At 60.7% G+C, this 19,633-nt stretch carries 17 protein-coding genes; 10 read left to right on the top strand and 7 right to left on the bottom strand.

Going from position 1 to position 19,633, the window contains the following annotated elements; translation table 11 throughout:
- Positions 1-31 precede the first annotated feature (31 nt).
- The 4 genes from BMX55_RS09385 (at position 32) to mrdA (ending at position 4,572) form a co-directional block, all read left to right on the top strand.
- Complete coding sequence (locus BMX55_RS09385) at positions 32-1,075, top strand: rod shape-determining protein (protein ID WP_091456459.1); 1,044 nt, start codon at positions 32-34, stop codon at positions 1,073-1,075.
- A gap of 118 nt (positions 1,076-1,193) precedes the next feature.
- On the top strand, positions 1,194-2,111 hold the full coding sequence (mreC, locus tag BMX55_RS09380; RefSeq protein WP_091456457.1) for a rod shape-determining protein MreC: 918 nt from the start codon (positions 1,194-1,196) through the stop codon (positions 2,109-2,111).
- A complete protein-coding gene (gene mreD / locus BMX55_RS09375; protein ID WP_091456453.1) occupies positions 2,108-2,626 on the top strand; it encodes a rod shape-determining protein MreD in 519 nt (172 codons plus the stop codon). Before mreC ends, mreD begins: the two co-directional genes overlap by 4 nt.
- Complete coding sequence (gene mrdA / locus BMX55_RS09370; RefSeq protein WP_091456449.1) at positions 2,623-4,572, top strand: penicillin-binding protein 2; 1,950 nt, start codon at positions 2,623-2,625, stop codon at positions 4,570-4,572. The genes mreD and mrdA overlap by 4 nt, the downstream gene beginning before the upstream one ends.
- On the opposite strand, the gene BMX55_RS09365 is transcribed toward mrdA, so the two are convergent.
- Positions 4,569-5,327, bottom strand: coding sequence for a sulfite exporter TauE/SafE family protein (locus tag BMX55_RS09365; RefSeq protein ID WP_091456445.1), 759 nt, complete (start codon positions 5,325-5,327; stop codon positions 4,569-4,571). The two genes, mrdA and BMX55_RS09365, sit on opposite strands and share 4 nt — an antisense overlap.
- A 378-nt stretch (positions 5,328-5,705) precedes the next feature.
- Between BMX55_RS09365 and BMX55_RS09360 the strand changes: the two genes are divergently transcribed.
- The 6 genes from BMX55_RS09360 (at position 5,706) to BMX55_RS09335 (ending at position 11,076) form a co-directional block, all read left to right on the top strand.
- Positions 5,706-6,998, top strand: a complete 1,293-nt coding sequence (locus tag BMX55_RS09360; protein WP_245751366.1) for an ammonium transporter — start codon at positions 5,706-5,708, stop codon at positions 6,996-6,998.
- 19 nt (positions 6,999-7,017) lie between these two features.
- On the top strand, positions 7,018-7,350 hold the full coding sequence (locus tag BMX55_RS16725; RefSeq protein ID WP_245751356.1) for a hypothetical protein: 333 nt from the start codon (positions 7,018-7,020) through the stop codon (positions 7,348-7,350).
- A gap of 129 nt (positions 7,351-7,479) precedes the next feature.
- A complete protein-coding gene (locus BMX55_RS09350) occupies positions 7,480-8,607 on the top strand; it encodes an MlaE family ABC transporter permease (RefSeq protein WP_091456439.1) in 1,128 nt (375 codons plus the stop codon).
- An 8-nt stretch (positions 8,608-8,615) separates the two neighbouring features.
- Positions 8,616-9,407, top strand: coding sequence for an ABC transporter ATP-binding protein (locus tag BMX55_RS09345; RefSeq protein WP_091456783.1), 792 nt, complete (start codon positions 8,616-8,618; stop codon positions 9,405-9,407).
- Positions 9,407-10,393, top strand: a complete 987-nt coding sequence (locus BMX55_RS09340) for an MlaD family protein (RefSeq protein ID WP_091456436.1) — start codon at positions 9,407-9,409, stop codon at positions 10,391-10,393. The genes BMX55_RS09345 and BMX55_RS09340 overlap by 1 nt, the downstream gene beginning before the upstream one ends.
- A gap of 14 nt (positions 10,394-10,407) precedes the next feature.
- The gene (locus BMX55_RS09335) at positions 10,408-11,076 is read left to right on the top strand and encodes an ABC-type transport auxiliary lipoprotein family protein (protein WP_091456434.1); all 669 of its coding nucleotides are present in this window, start codon (positions 10,408-10,410) and stop codon (positions 11,074-11,076) included.
- Positions 11,077-11,082: 6 nt separating this feature from the next.
- Here BMX55_RS09335 and BMX55_RS09330 read toward each other — a convergent pair whose 3' ends face one another.
- The 6 genes from BMX55_RS09330 to BMX55_RS09305 all read right to left on the bottom strand — a co-directional run bounded on the left by BMX55_RS09330 (position 11,083) and on the right by BMX55_RS09305 (position 19,627).
- On the bottom strand, positions 11,083-12,888 hold the full coding sequence (locus BMX55_RS09330; protein WP_091456432.1) for a diguanylate cyclase domain-containing protein: 1,806 nt from the start codon (positions 12,886-12,888) through the stop codon (positions 11,083-11,085).
- A 20-nt stretch (positions 12,889-12,908) separates the two neighbouring features.
- Positions 12,909-14,330: an aminopeptidase P N-terminal domain-containing protein gene (locus tag BMX55_RS09325; RefSeq protein ID WP_091456429.1), complete on the bottom strand. Its 1,422-nt coding sequence runs from the start codon at positions 14,328-14,330 to the stop codon at positions 12,909-12,911.
- Between the two features lie 162 nt (positions 14,331-14,492).
- Positions 14,493-15,986, bottom strand: a complete 1,494-nt coding sequence (locus BMX55_RS09320) for a PepSY-associated TM helix domain-containing protein (protein ID WP_091456427.1) — start codon at positions 15,984-15,986, stop codon at positions 14,493-14,495.
- A 2-nt stretch (positions 15,987-15,988) separates the two neighbouring features.
- The gene (locus tag BMX55_RS09315; RefSeq protein WP_091456778.1) at positions 15,989-18,088 is read right to left on the bottom strand and encodes a TonB-dependent receptor; all 2,100 of its coding nucleotides are present in this window, start codon (positions 18,086-18,088) and stop codon (positions 15,989-15,991) included.
- 291 nt (positions 18,089-18,379) lie between these two features.
- A complete protein-coding gene (locus BMX55_RS09310; RefSeq protein ID WP_091456776.1) occupies positions 18,380-18,766 on the bottom strand; it encodes a DUF2946 family protein in 387 nt (128 codons plus the stop codon).
- A gap of 63 nt (positions 18,767-18,829) precedes the next feature.
- Complete coding sequence (locus BMX55_RS09305; protein ID WP_091456425.1) at positions 18,830-19,627, bottom strand: nucleotidyltransferase family protein; 798 nt, start codon at positions 19,625-19,627, stop codon at positions 18,830-18,832.
- Positions 19,628-19,633: the final 6 nt, after the last annotated feature.

Below are 19,633 nucleotides of genomic sequence, written 5' to 3'. Positions count from 1 at the left end.
AAGCGCCTGCCGTGCCCGAGAGGATTTTTGAATGTTCGGAGCTTTCCGTCGGTATTTTTCCACCGACTTGGCCATTGACCTTGGCACCGCTAATACCCTGATTTTTGCCCGCGACAAAGGCATCGTACTGGATGAACCCTCCGTCGTGGCTATCCGCCACGAAGGTGGCCCGCATGGCAAAAAAGTGATTCAAGCCGTAGGCCGCGAGGCCAAGGCCATGCTGGGCAAAGTGCCCGGCAACATTGAAGCCATCCGCCCAATGAAAGACGGCGTCATTGCCGACTTTGTTATCACTGAGCAGATGATCAAGCAGTTCATCAAGATGGTGCATCCGCGCACGCTGCTCACACCCAGCCCGCGCATCATCATTTGCGTGCCCTGTGGCTCCACCCAAGTAGAGCGCCGCGCCATCAAAGATGCCGCCGAAGCCGCTGGGGCCACTGCTGTTTATCTGATTGAAGAGCCTATGGCTGCTGGCATTGGTGCCGGTTTGCCGGTGTCAGAAGCCTCCGGCTCGATGGTGGTCGATATCGGTGGCGGCACCACCGAAGTGGGCGTCATTAGCTTGGGCGGCATGGTCTACAAGGGCAGCGTACGTGTGGGCGGTGACAAGTTTGATGAGGCCATCATCAGCTATATCCGCCGCAACTACGGCATGTTGATTGGTGAGCCTACCGCTGAATCCATCAAAAAGACCATCGGTTCTGCCTTTCCTGGCTCCGAGGTCAAAGAGATGGAAGTGCGTGGGCGCAACCTGTCAGAAGGCGTGCCGCGCAGCTTTACCATTTCTTCCAATGAGGTGCTCGAAGCCCTGACCGAGCCGCTCAACCAAATTGTTTCTGCCGTCAAAAACGCGCTGGAGCAAACACCGCCCGAATTGGGCGCTGACATTGCCGAACGCGGCATGATGCTGACCGGCGGTGGCGCACTGCTGCGCGATTTGGATCGCCTGCTGGCCGAAGAAACCGGCCTGCCGGTGCTGGTGGCCGAAGACCCCTTGACCTGTGTGGTGCGTGGCTGCGGCATTGCGCTGGAGCGCATGGGCCGCACGGGCAGCATTTTTACCAGCGAGTGAAAGCCCGGTCTGCGTTGCGGGCCAAGCCCTTTGCATTAGCATGATGGCCGTTGTTTTGGCCTCTTTGGTGTGTGCGCCAGCCTGTACTGGCAGGCGCTGCACCTGAACGGATGTCCCCATGCCCCTTGGCACTCTGGATCGCCGCGCGCCCTCCTTGATGCGGCAGGGCCCCTCGGCCTTGTCTCAACTCATTCTCTACGGCGCTTTGGCGTTGTTTTTGATGGTGGCTGATGCGCGCTGGCGCGTCACCGATCCTCTGCGCCAGTCGGTGGCGGTGGTGCTGTATCCCATACAGTGGTTGCTGTTGCAGCCCAAGCAGTGGGCTGGCCGCAGCGAAGGCTATTTTGACAATCTGGAGCAGGCCCAAGCGGCGGCTGATGCGGCGCACCAACAGTTAGTGCGCTTGTCGGTGCGGGCCAACCAAGCGCAAGAACTGCTGCAAGAAAATGAGCGCCTGCGCAAATTGCTTGATTTGCAAGTACGGCTTGACCCTCCCGCCCATGCGGCGCAGATTTTGTACGATACCCCTGACCCCTATACCCGCCGTGTGGTGGTGGATCGAGGGCAAGTCCAGGGGGTGGTGCAAGGCTCGCCAGTGCTCGATGAGGCGGGCGTCTTTGGTCAAGTCACCCGTGTTTATCCTTTCCTGAGCGAGGTCACGCTGCTGGTAGACCGTGAACAGGCCATTCCAGTGCTCAATACTCGAACCGGGGCGCGTGGCGTAGCCTATGGCGACCCGGTAGCCAGCCACGGCGGGGGTATGGAGTTGCGTTTTGTGGCTGCTAATGCCGATGTACAAGAGGACGACTTGCTCTCTACCAGCGGTTTGGATGGTGTCTATCCGCCTGGGCTGCCAGTGGCTAAGGTGATACGCGTTGAGCGCCGTGCCGACTCGGCCTTTGCCCGCATTTACTGCAAGCCCTTGGCCAAGGTCGAGGGGGCGCGTCATGTCATCCTGATTACCCCAGTAGACAATATGCCCACACGCCAGCCGCCAGAACCGGCAGCGTCCCCCAAGTTGGGAGTACGGCGATGATCATGCCCCGTGGGCAGCAGTTGTTGCTGCCAGCCAATCCGGTGTTCATTGCCATTACCTTGTTGGTGGGGCTGGTGCTGAACATGTTGCCACTGGGGCAGTTGCTCTGGCTGCCCGATGTGTTGCTGATTTTGTTGGCTTTTTGGGGTATCCATCAGCCCGACCGTATTGGCATGGGTGTAGCCTTTGTGTTGGGCTTGTGTATGGATGTACAGCAATCGTCCTTGTTAGGCCAACATGCTTTGGCTTATGCTGCGCTGATTTTTGGTACCAGCTTGGGGCATCGGCGTTTGTTGTGGTTTAAGCCTTGGGTACAGGCCCCACAGTTGCTGGGCTTGTTTGCAGCGGTGCATGCGTTGCAACTGCTGGTGCGTTTTGTCTCTGGTGGTGGCTTTCCGGGGTTAGAGGTGGCTGTGGCCCCCTTATTAGAGGCTGTGCTTTGGCCCGTAGCCAGCTGGGTTTTATTGGCACCACAGCGCCGGCCCCCCGACCGGGATGCAAACCGTCCCCTATGACTGAACTGCGCAACGTTGAGATGGACAGCGCACGTTTTCGTGCGCGCATTGTGGTGGTTGGGCTGGCGGTGCTGTTGGCTTTTTCGTTGGTGGTGGGGCGCTTGGTGTTTTTGCAAGTGGTGCGCCATGCCGATCTGGCCGAGCAGGCCGAAAGCAACCGCACTGCCGTGTTGCCAGTGGTGCCCAACCGGGGCTTAATTTTGGATCGCAATGGCGTGGTGTTGGCTACCAACTATGCCGCTTACACGCTAGAGATTACCCCGTCTAATGCAGGAAATTTAGAAAAAACCATCGAGGCCCTGTCAGAGGTGGTGGAAATCCACCCCCGTGACAAGCGCCGCTTTAAGCGCCTGCGCGAGGAGTCGCGCAGCTTTGACTCCCTGCCCATTCGCACACGCCTGAGCGATGAGGAGGTGGCCCGTTTTGTTGCCCAGCGCTACCGCTTTCCGGGCGTGGATGTGAAGGCGCGGCTGTTTCGCAACTACCCCTTGGGCGATGTGGCCAGCCATGCCATTGGCTACATTGGCCGCATCAACCAGAAAGAAAAAGAGCGCATCGAAGAGTCGGAAGAGCAGTCCAATTACCGGGGCACCGAATACATCGGCAAGCTCGGTATCGAGCAAAGCTTTGAGCGCCAATTGCACGGCATCACCGGCGTAGACCAAATGGAAACTTCTGCTGGAGGTCGGGCCGTACGCAGGCTCAATAGCTTTCCGGCTACGCCGGGCCACACCGTGGCGCTGACGCTAGATATCAAGTTGCAGCTGATGGTTGAGGAGCTGTTTGGCGATCGCCGGGGCGCCTTGGTAGCCATCGACCCGCGTAATGGGGAAGTGTTGGCGCTAGTGAGCAAGCCTACCTTTGACCCGAACTTGTTTGTTGAGGGCATTGACCAAGAAAATTGGGCTACGTTGAACGAATCGTTGGACAAACCGCTGCTCAACCGAGCCTTGCGCGGCACCTATCCGCCCGGCTCCACCTACAAACCCTTTATGGGGCTGGCAGCGCTGGAGACAGGCAAGCGCACACCGGGCACCATCATCAATGATGGTGGCTCTTGGACTTTTGGCGGTCACACCTTTCGTAGCCACGGCGATCACGGGCTGGGTGCGGTAGATTTGTACCGCAGCATTGTGCAATCGAGCAACGTCTATTACTACCAACTGGCCAACGACATGGGCGTCGATGCCATGCACGACTTCATGAAGCCGCTGGGCTTTGGCCAAATCACGGGCATTGACCTCAATGGCGAGTTGCGCGGCGTGCTGCCCAGCCAAGAGTGGAAGCGCAAGACCTACCGCCGCCCAGAACACAAAAAATGGTATGCGGGCGAAACCATCTCTTTAGGGATTGGCCAAGGCTATAACAACTTCACCATGCTGCAATTGGCCCACGCCACGGCCACCCTGTCTAATGGTGGCACCCAGTACCGCCCGCACTTGGGTCTGGCCACCATTGATGCTGTGACGCGCGAGCGCCGCCCGATTGAGCAGCCGTCGCCCGTTCGACTGGGCTACAAGCCTGCCCATATTGATGCCATTCGGCGGGCGATGGTGGGCGTGACGCAGGGCGGCACCTCCACCAGAGTGTTTGCGGGGGCACGTTATGTGTCGGGGGGGAAAACTGGCACCGCCCAAGCCGTGACCATTGGCCAAAAAGACAAGTACAACGCTGCCCGTTTGCAAGAGCGCCAGCGCGACCACGCCCTGTATATTGCTTTTGCCCCCGCCGATGACCCGCAGATTGCCTTGGCCGTGATTGTAGAAAACGCTGGTTTTGGTGGTGCCCAAGCTGCGCCGATTGCCCGGCGCGTGTTTGATTACTGGCTGCTGGGCGAATACCCCAGCGAGGAAGACATCATTGCAGTGCGCAAAGGCCAAGCGATGGCCCCCGTAGGCCCCCCCCGTGCCGTGGCTGACATCAGCTTGCCCCAAGGCCCGCGTTAGCGCAAAAAGGCGTCATAGCCCGTCTTGAGGATGAGCGCGCTGACCACGGCCAGAAAAATACCGCGCACAAAGCCCGCACCGTGGCGCAAGGCCATCCAAGTGCCCAGCAGGCTGCCCAGCACATTGGCTACTGCCAGTGGCAGGGCCAGATGCCACCAGACATGGCCTTTGAGTGCAAACAAAATCAGCGCCGCGATATTGGTGGCGACATTGAGCACCTTGGCTGAGGCCGAAGCGTTCAAAAAGTCGTAGCCAAGCACGCGCACCAACAAAAAGACCAAAAAGCTGCCGGTGCCCGGCCCAAAAAAGCCATCGTAAAACCCTAGGCTGGCACCGATCAGGCTGGCGGTCAGCCACTCGGCGCGTGGGGCTAACCGAGGAGCATGGTGCTGGCCCAAGTCTTTTTTGACCAAGGTGTAGGCCAGTACGGCCAGCAGTACCAACGGCAGCAGTTTGCGCAAAAAATCGGGCGACAGCACCGTGACGGCCCAAGCCCCCGCAAAAGCACCCACAAACCCAGCCAATGCTGCCGGTAACAGGGTGGGCCAGCGCAGTTGCACCCGCTGGCTGTATTGCCAACTGGCAATAGCCGTTCCCCAAATAGCCGCGCCTTTGTTCGTGCCCATCAGCGTAGCAGGTGCTGCCGTGGCAAAGGTGGCAAACAGAGCGGGCAACAGCACCAGCCCACCGCCGCCCACGATGGCATCGACAAACCCGGCCAGCCCAGAAGCGAGCGTTATTACAAACCATTCCATGCCCGGATTGTCCCATCAGGGTGATAGGGAAAAAAAAGGCGCTGACATAAAGTCAGCGCCTGGGAAGGGGGTCGCATCTCATAACGGATGCTTAAAAATATGGTTGTGGCTTTGTGGTTTGTCTCCTCAGCCCCTCGTCCGGCACATTGCGATGCGCCATCGAGTGCTGTTAATGTAGCCGGATGCACCGGTCAGGTGCATAGGGAGTTTCCCTGCCCCTGTTCTGGGGCGCAGTGGCCGCTTTATTCCGGCAGAACAGCCGTTTCGGGCTTGGCATGGCTTGTGCAGTAGCTAGGGCACTACATCCACGCAGGGAGAACCATGCTCATGCAAACAAAACGATACAAGGCCGGGCTGATGATGGTGTGGGCGCTAGGGATGCTGCTGGCTTGGGGGCCAGCCAGCGCCCAAGTCGCCTCTGCCCCAATACGCCCGACTTTGGTCGCGCAAGACACTTTGCACGATGCAGATACGGTCTGGATACTGGTGTCAACGGCGCTGGTGTTGCTGATGACGCTGCCGGGCATTGCGCTGTTTTATGCCGGTATGGTGCGGCGCAAAAACGTGCTCAACACCATGGCCAGTGTGCTGGGCATTACTTGCTTGGTCAGTTTGCTGTGGTTTGCTGTGGGCTACTCTTGGGCCTTTACGCCCGGCTCCTCTTGGCTGGGTGGCAATGCCCGTTTGTGGTTTACCGGGCTGGACTACCAAATCGGCAGGGGCCAAGTGGCCGTGAGCCACATGGCACCGCACATCCCAGAATCGGTGTACGCGATGTTTCAACTCGCGTTTGCCATTATTACGGCGGCGCTGGTGGTGGGGGCATTGGTGGAGCGGATGCGGTTTTCGGCGCTGCTGCTGTTTATGTCGCTGTGGACGCTGTTGGTCTATGCGCCCGTGGCCCATTGGGTGTGGGAGCCGGGGGGGTGGTTGGCCCGGATGGGAGCGCTCGATTTTGCCGGGGGGGCGGTGGTGCATATCAACGCTGGTGTGGCTGGGCTGGTGTGCGCTTGGTTTTTAGGCCCGCGCAAGGGTTATGGCCGTGAGGCGTTTGAGCCGTACAACTTGGGCCTGACGATGGTCGGGGCCAGCTTGCTTTGGGTGGGTTGGTTTGGCTTTAATGCAGGTTCGGCACTGTCGGCAGGAGGGCGGGCCGGTTTGGCACTGGCGGTGACGCACATTGCAGCTGCTGCTGGTGCCGCCGCTTGGATGTTGGCAGAGGCCATTGTGCGCGGGCGTGGCTCGTTGCTCGGCCTGTGTTCGGGGCTGGTGGCGGGGTTGGTAGCCATCACCCCAGCGGCGGGGTTTGTCACTCCAGCAGCTGCGTTGCTGATTGGCGGCGTGGCCGGGCTGGCCTGTTATTGGGGAGCCACCGGACTCAAACGCCTGCTGCGCACCGATGATTCTTTAGACGTGTTTGGCGTGCATGGCATTGGCGGCATTGTCGGGGCCTTGCTCACTGGCGTGCTGGCCGATAAGTCTATTGGGGGTGTCGAAGGCAGCCTACTCACGCAGATGCTCAGTGTGCTGGCCGTGATGGCTTACAGCCTCGTGGCCACCGCGCTGCTGCTGTGGCTGACCCAGCTGGTGGTGGTTGATTTGCGCGTGGATGTGCAGGATGAACTGACCGGGCTAGACATTTCTCTGCACCGCGAGCGTTTGGGTAATTAAGTAAGGTAAGGAGTCTTGCATGAACGATACCGACATCATGGCGATTGCTGCCCATATGCATGTGCTGCTGCGGCGCAAAACGGGTCGGGTGACTGATACCGAATGGATGGCCTGCAATGCCGACTATGCCAAAGAAATTGTGCGCTTTGCCCGGCAACGGGCGCAGGCCGACCAACTGACTGAGCTGGCCGAATGGGCGCAGCGCCTAGAGCAGGCGGTGCAGCAAGCTGCCAACGCTCCGGTGGTCAGTGCGCCGTTGTTGCATCTGGGCACGCCATTGCCGCACAGCCCCGAAGCGGCTTTGGCTGCGCCGCCACCATTGGCCCCGCGCTATGTGGGCGGCATTCGTTAGTGCGTACAAACGTTCGTTTTGAGCGCCCGCAGGCAGGGGGCTGTAGGGGCAGCTTGGGCAGGCGCGCTACCATGTACCACTTGATGGTGGCTGCACCGTCCGTTTTTCTGCCCTTTTGCACGCCTGCCCATGTCCGACGCTTCGCCCCGCCTGCTACGCACCGACAGCCCCGAAGGGCCGTGGGTGCAGTTGTCTGGCCGTTGGGGCGCTGCGGCTTTGGGAGATCGCAGGCAATGGCGGGCTTTGTCGGCCCAATTGGCCTCTCTGCCCGCCAGCCCCAGCCTAGGCTGGGATTTGCGTGGGCTGGAGTGGCTTGACCATGTGGGGGCGCAACTGCTGTGGCTGCATTGGGGCCGCGCTTGGCCGCAGCGCTTGCAGGTGCAAGAGCAGCACCGCAGCCTGTTAGAGAGGGCAGCGAAGTACAGCACCTCGCCACCGCCCGCGCCGCCTTGGCGCTTGGCCGAGCAAATCGACCGGCTGGGGGTGCTGGTGCTGCATGGCTTAGATCATGCCCGGCATTTGCTACAACTGGTGGGGCAATTGCTGATCGATAGCCTGTACCTGCTGCGCCGGCCCTACCGTGCGCCGTGGCGTGATGTGTCGGGGCATTTGTACCGCATGGGGGCGATGGCCCTGCCGATTACGGCCTTGGTGGGCTTTTTGATTGGCGTAGTGTTGGCCTATCTGATGAGCCTGCAATTGCGCCAGTTTGGCGCGGAAGCTTTTATCGTCAATATTTTGGGGATTTCGCTGATTCGCGAGTTGGGGCCTATGCTGGCAGCCATTTTGGTGGCGGGGCGCTCCGGCTCGGCCATCACGGCACAAATTGGCGTGATGCGCGTGACCGAAGAGTTGGACGCCATGCGCGTCATGGGCATTCCTTTGGGGCTGCGGCTGGTGTGGCCGCGCGCGCTGGCGCTGGCTGTGGCCATGCCGCTGATTGCGGTGTGGACGACGCTGGCGGCACTGGCCGGTGGCATGTTGGCCGCCGAGCTGGCCTTGGGTATCTCTCCGGCCTATTTTTACCAAGCCTTGCCAGCGGCAGTGGGGCTGGGCAACCTGTGGTTGGCCTTGTCTAAATCGATGGTGTTTGGTGTCTTGATCGCCCTGATTGGTTGCCATTGGGGGCTGCGCGTGAAACCCAACACCCAAAGCCTAGGCGAGGGCACCACGGCGTCGGTGGTCACGGCCATCACTATGGTCATCATGGTGGATGCGCTGTTTGCGGTGCTGTTCAAAACCGTAGGCTTTTCTTGATGTTGACCATGCCTGCACCCACCCCGGTGGTACGTATTGACCGCCTCTGGAGCGTTTTTGGCAAGGGTGCTGCCGCTTTTAGCGTCCACCAAGATTTGGATTTGACGGTGCAGCGCGGTGAGATGCTGGCACTGGTGGGCGGTTCAGGCACGGGCAAAACCGTGCTGCTGCGCCAAATGTTGGGGCTGGCCCAGCCCGCCCGTGGCACGGTCACGGTGTTGGGCCGCCCAGCCCACGAGATGGGCGGCAGCGGTGCGGCCAGCCGGGTGGGGATGCTGTTTCAGCATGGGGCGCTGTTTTCGGCGTTTAATGTGTTGGAGAACATCGCTTTTGCCCTGAACGAGCAAGGCACACTGCCCGCTGCCGTAGTGCGTGATGCGGCCATGGTCAAGTTGCAGATGGTGGGCCTTAAACCCGAACACGCCACACGGATGCCTGCTGATTTGTCGGGTGGCATGATCAAGCGTGTGGCGCTGGCCCGCGCCCTCATCATGGACCCGCCCCTGCTACTGCTTGACGAGCCTACCGCTGGGCTAGACCCGCATGGCTCGGATGAGTTTTGCACCTTGGTGCGTGAGTTGCAAGCGCTGCTGGGCACGACGATGGTGATGGTGACGCACGATCTCGATACCCTGTTTGCCTTGGCTACCCGCGTGGCAGTGCTGGCCGATAAAAAAGTCATTACCACTGGGCCGCCCGCCGAGGTAGCCCGGTTCGATCATCCCTTTGTGGAACAATTTTTCCGGGGCGAGCGGGGCCGCCGTGCAATGGCACCCCCCTTGGCCCTACAGGAGGTCTGATGGAAAACAAAGCCCATGCTTTAGCCGCCGGGCTGTTTGTGCTCATTGTCTCGGCTTTGGTGGCGGGCCTAGGTATGTGGCTCACGCGCGATGCTGGCAACTACCATGCCTATGAGCTTTCGAGCCGCGCTGGTGTGAGCGGTTTGCAGCCGCAAGCGGCGGTGCGCTACAAAGGCGTAGCGGTGGGCAAGGTGACGCACATCGGTTTTGACCCCCAAATCAATGGCAATGTGTTGATCCGCATTGCCGTGCATGAAAACACCCCCCTCACGCCCAGCACCTTTGCCGTGTTGGGCTACCAAGGCGTGACGGGTTTGGCCTATGTGCTGCTCGATGATGCCGGAGAGCCACAGGCCCGGTTGCCCGCAGGCCCCAGTGGCTTGCCCCGGCTGCCGCTGCGCAACTCGCCGTTTAGCCAATTGGCTGACCAAGGCCAAGCCATTTTGGGGCGGGTGGATGAGGCCGTGCAGCGCATCAACCAATTACTCAGCGATGACAACCAGCAGCGCATTGGCACCGCTTTGACCGAGATCGGCCAAGCCGCTGGTAGTGTCGGGGCACTGGGACGGCGCTTAGACGCCACCGTCAGCCAGCGGCTTGACCCCGCCTTGGCGGCTTTGCCGCCGCTGGCGCAAGAGACCAGCCGCACCCTGCAATCGCTGCAAAGTACCAGCACTGAGGTGGCTGGTGTGGCCCGCGCTTGGGGGCGTACGGCGGGGCAGCTCAACGCCCAAGGCGGCGCGCTAGAGCAAGTCACGGTGGGTGCCCAAGCCCTCAGCCATGCCATTGACCGCTTTAACCACAGCACCTTGGCCCACATCGAAGGCGTCAGTGACGATGCCTCTTATGCCGCCCGCCAGTTGGGTCGGGTGGCTGCCAACCTGAACGACAACCCCCAAGCCCTGCTGTATGGCTCTGGCCGGGCTGTGCCCGGCCCCGGCGAGCCTGGCTTTGCCGAGCCAGCGGTGCCCTTGGCCCAACCATGAGGACAATGCAGACTATGTACGCCAACATTGCTGCCCGAACAAAACCTTGGCTTGGGCTGTGCAGCCTCGCGGGGCTGCTCTTGCTGGGCGGTTGTGCCGCCGTGCCACAGTCACCAGCGCGCCCAGTACTGTACGATTTTGGCCCCGGCTTGCTCATGCCCCAGCCTGCTGACCCGCGCACGCCCTTGTCTGCGGTGGTGTTGGCCGATGTGCAAGGGGCCAGTTATGCCGATGCCAGCACCGCCGTGCTGTACCGGCTGGCCTATGCCGATGCCCGGCAGTTGCGCCCCTACCAGTTGGCCCGCTGGAGCCAGCCACCCGCGCAATTGCTGGAGCAAGAGCTGCGCACGGCGCTGGGCCAGCGCCGCGCCGTGCTGCGCGCCACCGATGCCCGCGCCGCTGCACCGGGGGCCACCGGAGCGCGCCCAGCGGTGCTGCGTGTGCAACTGGAAGAGTTCAGCCAAGTCTTTACCAGCCCCAGCGACAGCGTGGGGTTGGTTCGCGTGCGTGCCACAGTGGTGGTGCCGGGGGCCACGGGAGACCAATTGCTCGGCCAGCGCCTATTTACGGTGCGGCAGCCCGCTACCAGTGCCGACGCAGTGGGGGGCACCCGTGCCCTGGCCGAAGCGGCGGCACAGGCTGCGCAAGAGTTAGCGCAGTGGCTGCAAGAGGTGCAGCGTTAATGCTGCTCACGCGGGCACTTCTGGGCTAGTGTAAAAACGGATGGTGCTGCGGCCTGCGGCTTTGGCGGCATACATGGCGGCGTCGGCCTGATCGAGCAAATCTTCGATTTTGTCTGGGGCCGTGGTAAACAGCCGGATGCCAATGCTGGCGCTGCAATGGTGCTCGACGGTGCTGGCGGCATCGCTGTCGTCTGCTTGGAGCTGGTAGGGCTGCCCCAAGCAGGTCAGAATCTTCTCAGCCACCGCTTGGGTTTGTGGGCGTGCTGTGCTGGCCTCGGTGCTAAAGTCATTGAGCAACACAACAAACTCATCACCGCCAAAGCGCGATACCGTATCGCCAGCGCGCACACATTGCCGCAGCCGTTGCGCCACTTCTATCAAGAGCAAATCGCCCACATGGTGCCCGTGGGCATCATTGAGCGGTTTGAAGTTGTCCAAGTCCATAAATAGCAGTGTGCTGTGGTGGCCGGTGCGCTGGTTGTGCGCCACCGCCAGTTGCAGGCATTCGAGCAGCAAGCGTCGGTTGGGCAGGTGGGTTAGGCTGTCGTGGAAGGCCAGTTGGCGGATTTCTTCCAGTAATTTTTCTTGCTCTTGGCGATGGATTTGTTCCTGCCGGGCATTTTCTTGCGCCACGGCCAGATCGGTCACGGCTTGGGCTTGGCGTCGGGCTATGCGCTGCGCTCGCACCTGCAAAAAAATCACCATAATGACCCCGGTTACTAGCCCATGAATTTGCAGGGCGTGCAGCGCCAACAGCACACTATGGAACACCCCTAGCAACATGAGTGCCGTCACCACAATGGATAGGCCAATAACGCCGTAAAACACCACCAACCCCCATTGCGGGATAGCCGGTGCTGGGTGCCCGGTGCGGGGCCGGGCCAACAGGGCAATCACAAAACTCCAGCTCACAATCAGCAGGGCGCCCACCATATTGATGTGCAAAGCGCTAGAAATTTGGTCGCTTAGGATCAGCCCCGCCTCTAGCGGCCACAGCGCTATCAGGCCCAGCAGTACGCGCAAGGCCCAGCGCGGCGGCTGGTATTCACGAAACAGGCTGTAGTCAAAGTAGGCCGAAGCGGCGGTAAAGCTGACCACCATCAGAGCCACAAACTTGGGGGCGTCTTCGCCCAGTATCCAGCGCACATAGCCCAGCAGTGACAGTGACCAAAAAAAGGCCAGTGCCTGTTTTAAGGCAAAGGTGCCAATCACCCGCTCGCGCAGGGTGAGCCAGTGCAACAAAGCCCACAACAACGACACCAGCAGCCCCGACAGGTAAATGGCATAGATCACCTCTTGCTGGCGGTCTCTCTCTAGCGTTTCTTCTAGGGTGAATACCTCAATGGCTTTGGTGCGGGTGCCCTGCGATTGCAGGCGCAAATAGATGTCTCTGGGGGCATCACCTCTGGGCAGCAAAAAGTTAAAGTTGAGTGAGCGGTAGTTGAAGGGGGTGGTCGCGGCGGCGGCCAGTGGGTCAAAAAGCTCCACCTTGTCCATATAGGACAGGCGCATGCGCAGCACCAGTTGCTCGCTCAGGGCGGAGGGTGGATTGGTGGCTGGATCAATGCGCAGGCGTATCCAAATCGCAGACAGGCCGTAACCCCGACTGAGCAGGCCCTCATAGGGCGTGAACTCCTTGGTGCGCACATCCTCTAGCTGCCACTGGCCTGAGGCGTCTTCTAGCCAAGCGCGTTCGGTGATGTGATCGCGGGCTGGGGCCAGTGCGGGCCAGAGCAGTGCCAACGCCAGCAGCCATTGCATCCACCATGCCCCCTGCTGACGCCACGAGGTAAACACTTGCAGCGCGGGCATGGATGGCTATGGGTGGAGAATCAGCCGCAGGTGCTGGTGTGGCGCATCAGCGCCTCAATCTCGTTAGCAGCTACCGGCACGCCACGGGTGATGAGTTCGCAGCCGGTATCGGTCACGATGGCGTCGTCTTCAATGCGGATGCCAATGCCGTGGAACTGCTCAGGCACGCCGGGGGCGGGGCGCACATACAGGCCCGGCTCTATGGTGAGCACCATGCCCGGGCGCAGGATGCGACTGGGGCGCTCTTGTACCGTTTGGCCGGTGAGCGGGTCTTGGCGCTCGGTGGTTTGGTGGCTTTCGGATGGCTCCACATAGCTGCCGCAATCGTGTACATCCATGCCCAGCCAGTGGCTGGTGCGGTGCATGTAGAACGGAAAGTAGGCGCGCTTTTCAATCACGTCTTGCACGTTGCCTACTTGGTTAGCGTTGAGCAAGCCCAAATCGAGCAGCCCTTGGGCCAGTACGGCCACGGTGGCGTTGTGCGGGTCATTAAAACGGGCATCAGCGCGTGTCGCGGCCACCGCCGCTTCTTGGCTGGCCAGCACCAGATCGTAAAGCGCCCGCTGTGGCCCGCTAAAGCGCCCATTGGCAGGAAAGGTGCGGGTGATGTCGCTGGCGTAACCGTCGAGTTCGCAGCCCGCATCTATCAGCACCAAATCGCCATCGTGGATGCGGGCAGTGTCGGCCCGGTAGTGCAGCACGCAGGCATTGGCCCCCCCAGCGACGATTGAGCTGTAGGCCGGGTATTGCGAACCGTGTTGGCGAAATTCGTGCAGCAGTTCGGCGTCGAGGTGGTATTCGCGCAGATCTTGCCCAGTGCGCAGCATGGCCGCACTGCGCTGCATGGCGCGGATATGGGCTTGCGCGCTGATTTGTGCAGCGCGGCGCATCACCGCTTGCTCGTAGCCATCTTTGATGAGGCGCATTTCATCCAGCAGGGCGCACAGGTCACGCTGCCCATCCGGGCACAGCGCCCCTTGGCGGGCGCGGCCTCGCACGCTGCCCAGCCAGCCCGCCACGCGGTTTTCTAGCCCGGTATGGATGGCAAAGGGATACCACACGGTGGCGCGGTTTTCCAGCAAACGCGGCAGGCGTTGGTCTAGCTCGGCCACAGAAAATGCGGCATCTACCCCTAGGGCGGCAGGGGCGGCTTCGGGGCCAAGGCGGTAGCCGTCCCAGATTTCACGCTCAAGGTCTTTGGGCTGGCAAAACAGGGTGGTGTGGCCGCTGGCGTCTATCACCAACCACGCTTGGGGCTCGGTAAAGCCGCACAGGTAGTGAAAATAGCTGTCAAAGCGAAACAGAAATTCGCTGTCGCGGTTGCGCGAGTGCTCGGGCGCAGTGGGGATGATGGCAATGCCATCAGCACCCAGTTGGGCCGCCAACGCCGCACGGCGTTGGGCATACAAGGAGGAGGGGGCGTGGCTCAGAGGTGCATCCATAGGGGGTATTTTCTGCTAGGTGGATGCAACGTGCAGGCGTGTGGGTTAGGTGGCGATACACATCGCAGGTAGGTGTACCCGGCCATCCAAACTACTGGGTAAGCTTTTAGATCGTGAACACGTTCTGAGTGAATGTTTGAATACATCTCCACGATCAACACTTCAACTCCTGTACCTCCATTTCAGCACGACCGCATCTACCACTCCGATTATCACCATCGACATTCCCACCAACGGAAACACCATACCGCCTACAGCCAGTACGGCTGTTACGCCGACAAGAGCGCGCTGCTGCGCAGGCAACGGCGGTATCCTTGCGCCACCGGCGGGCCGGCGCTTAAACCACATCACTGCGCCCGACACGCACAGCAACACAATGCCTACACACACCGCAACTAGCAGCAGCTGGTTGGTCACGCCAAACTCTTGGCCTAAGTGGATGTTGATGCCCCACTCTAGCCAGCGGCCCAACGGGCCGTAGTCGGCGTAAGACACATCTAGCAACGGCTGACCAGTGTATTGATCAAGATGTACCACGCGCTGGCGGGCTAGGTCGTGTGGGTAGACGGAGGCGGTAAATACGCCTTGCGCATCCTTGGGTGGGTTGATGGTGTAGCCGGGGGCCAGTTGTAGGCGCTGCACTTGGGTCATTAGTGCGTCTAGGCCCAACGGTGCAGGTGGGTGGACGGTATGGGCAGAGTGGCCTAGCGTTGTTGTAGTAGGTGCGTCGCCATCGTGCGCTGCATGGGGGTTGTCGGCCACCTTCGCGACTACGGGGGGTGCGCTGCTGCCGGGCTGTTGGGTCTGTTGCAGTGTCCAAGGCAGGAGGGCATCTGCTGCTAGGGGCTGGCCCGACAGAGGCAGTTGCACACGCACTCCTGCAGGGTAGCCAAAGTTGTGGCCGTTGGCCCATTGGTTGGCTTTAGCGCCCCACAGCACCGACCAGGGCATACCGGTAATAGCCAAAAATAGCAGCCCCACGCCTACTAAGAGGCCAGTCACGGCGTGCAGATCACGCCAGTACATGCGCTGGCTGGGAATGCCACGCATGCTGACAATGCCTGCCTTGCGCCCGCGTGGCCACCACAGGTATAAGCCCGTAACCACCAGCAAGATAGACCAGCCTGCAGCCATTTCGATAAAGCCGCGTTGCACTGGACCGAAGTATTTGAGGCTGTGCAGCTTGCGTATTGTCCAGCCTAGGGTTCCCCGGTCGCTCAGGGTACCAAGCACACGGGCCTGGTATGGGTCTACATACACGGCCACTTTAGTGCCATCGCTGGTGCGTACCCCCACTTCGGTAGAGCGGCCCAGCGCTGCTGGGGGCGTGTATTTAAACCATTCGCCTGGTTGGGCGGTAAGTGCTGCGGCCAGCACGGCGCTGTGAGGGTGTTGGGCGGTGCCATTGGTGGGTGTGGGCACGGTGAGTAGGTTGGCGTGTACGTTTTGGTCGATGCCATCGTGGTAGATGTAGAGCGCACCCGTGACGGCCAGCCAGATGAGCAATGGCAGTACCAGTAGCCCAGCGTAAAAGTGCCAGCGCCATATAGCCCGGTATAGGCTGGTGGTGGTGAGTGCTTGGCTGGTGGCGTCGAATTCTCCGCTGTTGTGGCTTTGAACAGAAGCTTTTGTGGAGGGAATCAGGGTGCGTGCCATGGTCAGAACTTCCAGCTCACGCTGGCGTAGGCGCTGGGGCCGTCACCTGGGGAGTAGCCAGATGAGCCGCTGTCATACCACGCATAAACGTATTTGCGGTTGGTCACGTTCTTGAGCTGCACGCTCATATCTACCGTGGGTGATACGCGCCAAGTGGCCCCTAAATTGAGCAGTGCGTAGCCGCCTGTGCGGCCCAGGGTGTTGGTACGCTCTAGGTAGTAGTTGCCCTGCGCGTTGGCCCAGGCACTGAGCTTGAGTTGTTGGCTGGCTTGGTAGTCCACACCCAGCATGGCTAGGTAGTGCGGCACATTTTCGATTTCTTTGCCTGTGGTGGCGGGAGCGCTGGGGTCGGGTGCAGTGATGCGCGAGATTTGCGATGAGTAGGCCACCCAGCCGCTCCATTGCGCGTCCAATCGGGCGTTTGCTTGTAGGTCTAGGCCTTTGCGCAGGGTGCGGCCCACGTTGCCTTGGCCGCCTTGGTCGGGCAGGCCATTTACACCCAGCACGCGGGCTACTTCGCCGCTGGCGCGCTGCTCCCAATAGGCCACACGGGTCTCGATGCCTGTAGTAGGTTGCCACTTGACGCCCGCTTCCCAGCCGTCGTTGAGCGATGGGGCGAGGTTGCGACTTTGCGATGCCGTACGGTAACTGTCGATGCCTGTGCCGATCTGGAAGCTGCGGCCCCAGTTGGCATACACGCTGGTATCAGGCCGCAGGGCATAGACCATGCTGATTTTGGGCTGGGTGATGGTGCCGTAGTCATGTACGGGTGAAGTAGTTTTGCTGAGACCATCGGTAAAGTTGCCGCTTACTCGGTCTACCCGCAGCGCGGAAATGATCTTGAGTGCCTGCACGGGCTGCACCACTGCCTGCACATAGGCCCCCTTGGTGTTCAGGTCAAAGTTCCAGTCGCGAATTTGCGAGGTACGTGCCTGCTGCACTGTGCGGTAGCGTTGGGCGGTGTTGTCTTGCCACTGTGCATCAAACCCCCCTTCAAGTGTGAAGGCGTGTACCCAGCTGACCTCAGGACGCCAAGTCAGTGTGGTGATGAGTCCTTTATGGGTTTCGTCGTTGTCGCGCTCTTGTTGCACGCCTGCGGCTGAGAAGCGCACAAAGCGTTGATTTTCGTAGTGTTGGGTGTAAGCCTTGGCGGCCCAAGAGAGGTTGTTGTTCCACTGCCCATCGAGGTGTGCACTGAGCTGTGTCGTTTCGCGCTCGCTGCGATCCCATGCCGCATAGGCGGGCGAGCTGCGCGGTGCGCTGGTGGCCTGTTCGGCAGTGAGGTAGCCAGACTCCAGCGCCTTGTTTTTGTAGTAACGGGCAATGACGCCTGCGCGCCAGTGGCCGCTGTCGCTGGTGTAAAACCACTTGCCTGCGAGCGCCTTTTTGTTGGCATCGGTATGGTCGCGGTAGCCGTCAGATTCTCGCGTGGCTACAAAGTAGTTTTGGCTCCAGTTGCCGCTTTCAATCCCCTTTTTCAGTTGTAGTTCGTGCGTGCCAAAACTGCCCAGTGTCACGCTGGCTTGGCCATCATTGCCGCCTTGGCGGGTAATCACATTGGCATTGCCCGCGATGTTGTTGAGGCCGTAGCGTGGGTCGTTGGTGCCACGCACGATCTCGATGGCTTCGATGTCGAGCGGAAACACGGCATCAAAAAATGGCATACCGCCCGCGTTGTCGTTGCTGGGGATGCCGTCGATCAGCAGCTTAACGGCATTGATGCGGCCTTCACCGTTGAAGCCGCGCATCGAAAACCGCCCCGCGTCCGTGCCCTGCTTGAACTGCGTAACTTGCACACCGGGCGCGCGGGTCAGCAGCTCCCAACTGTAGTCCAGATGCTGGTCTTGCAGTACGCTGGCGCGCAGAATATCCACCGAGCTAAACACGCTGCGCACATTGAGTGCGCCAGAGGGTGCGGACTGGACGGTGATGGTACCCAGCGTCAGGGCTGCGTCGTTGGTTGGTTCTGCAACGGCAGGAGTGACAGTTGGCTGTACAGGTTGGGGTGTAGATTCAGCCCAGACAGAAGGTGCAAGCGAAGCTAGGGCAGCAGCCACAGCGGCGGCAGTGAGAGAGCGCGTATGGCGCACAGACAGAGTCAAATTGGAAGTCATGGTTGGCAAGGTGTTCACACCGCACTCCAAGCCCCCCGCACAGTGCAGGGGCAACACTCTGGTCAACCCACAGTCCCATCAGAGCGACTGTAAGCCCACGACAGCATCACGACCCACAGCCACAGGCGTGTGGTGCTTAGGAGCAGCGCAAAAAGATAATCGGATTAGGAATGGCGCGCCTAGCGTTCCGTAAACCCCCGTGGCGCTCCACATGGACAGGAGCGGTCGGTGGGCGTGATAAACGAAGTGAACCGGAAGGCAACAGGCAGCGCCTGAAAATCAGACTGGTGTGAATGCAGGTGGCCCCCGCGCAGGCAGCGCGGCCCCTTGCCAAGATGCCGCGTACACCAATGCCTGGTTGGGCATAGGTACGGGCTGTTGTGCGGCGCGGGGTGACGCTATTGGCAGCAGGTTGGGTGGTGGTGCCTGTAGCTGTAGGCACAGCGAGCAATCAAGCCCGTGTGGGCCTAGCGCTTGCTGGCGGGAAGGGGATTCACCATCGCTTACTGCGCTGACCACTACCAGTTTGACTGCACCCGAAGCGCCGCAGACCAGCTCCAGCGACTGCGGCAGGATAAGGGGCACCGCACCCGTCAGTCCAACCACGGCAACGAACCAAGCCAGCACGAGGCGGGCGAGGATGGAGGCGGTGCGCAGGCGGTGCATGGTAGGGGCTTGGTGCAAGTGTTGCGGTGTTCTTAGTCGGTAGGGCTAGCAAACATCTGTCGGTTATCGGCTTTGGACGCTGCGGTATCTGGCATTTAGCTGTGCCAGCCGCTCTGGCGTGCCTACATCAGTCCAAGCCCCGTGGTACAGCGACGCACCCACCCGTCCAGCATCCATCGCTAGGCGTAGTAGCGGTGCTAGCGGTGCTGCAACGCCTTGTGGATTGCCCGTGGGAATGTTACACCACGGTGGCGCAAACAACTCAGCCCGCAACAGGGCGATGGTGCTGTAGGTGTAGCGCGGTGTGGGGTCGCCTTCGGGCAGGTTGAGCGCTCGCCCTTGGGCCGAGAGGCCAAAATCACCCTTGGGGTGATGGGTCGGGTTGGGCACCAGCCACAGATGCGCCAAATCGTTGCTGGCGGCAAAGGCTTGTGCGGCTTCGGGGGCAAAGCGAAACTCTGGCGCAAACACATCGCCTGCCACCAGCCAGAACATATCGCCCAGTTGTGGCAGGGCGCGGGCAATGCCACCAGCCGTTTCTAGCGCTGTGCCAAAATCTTGTTGCTCGCGTGAATAGACCAGCGCCAGCGCTGGGGTATCCCCCACCTCAGACGGAGCCTGAAACGTCGCCCCAAAGTAACTGCTGATCTGCTCACCCAGCCAAGCGGTGTTGATCACTGCCCGGCGCACGCCCGCTTGGGCCAGCGCCTGCAAATGCCATTGCAGCAGGGGCTGGCCTTGCACCGCCAAGAGTGGTTTGGGGGTGCTATCGGTCAGGGGGCGCATACGTTCGCCCCGGCCTGCGGCCAAGATCAGTGCGGGGATGGTGGGGGGCTTGGTGGTGGCAGATAAATCGGGCATGGCCTG

Origin of the sequence: Giesbergeria anulus (assembly GCF_900111115.1) — a bacterium.
Classification (GTDB): Bacteria; Pseudomonadota; Gammaproteobacteria; order Burkholderiales; family Burkholderiaceae_C; genus Simplicispira; species Simplicispira anulus.
The sequence above is the reverse complement of the archived record's forward strand: the minus strand, read 5'-3'. Positions and strand labels throughout refer to the sequence as shown.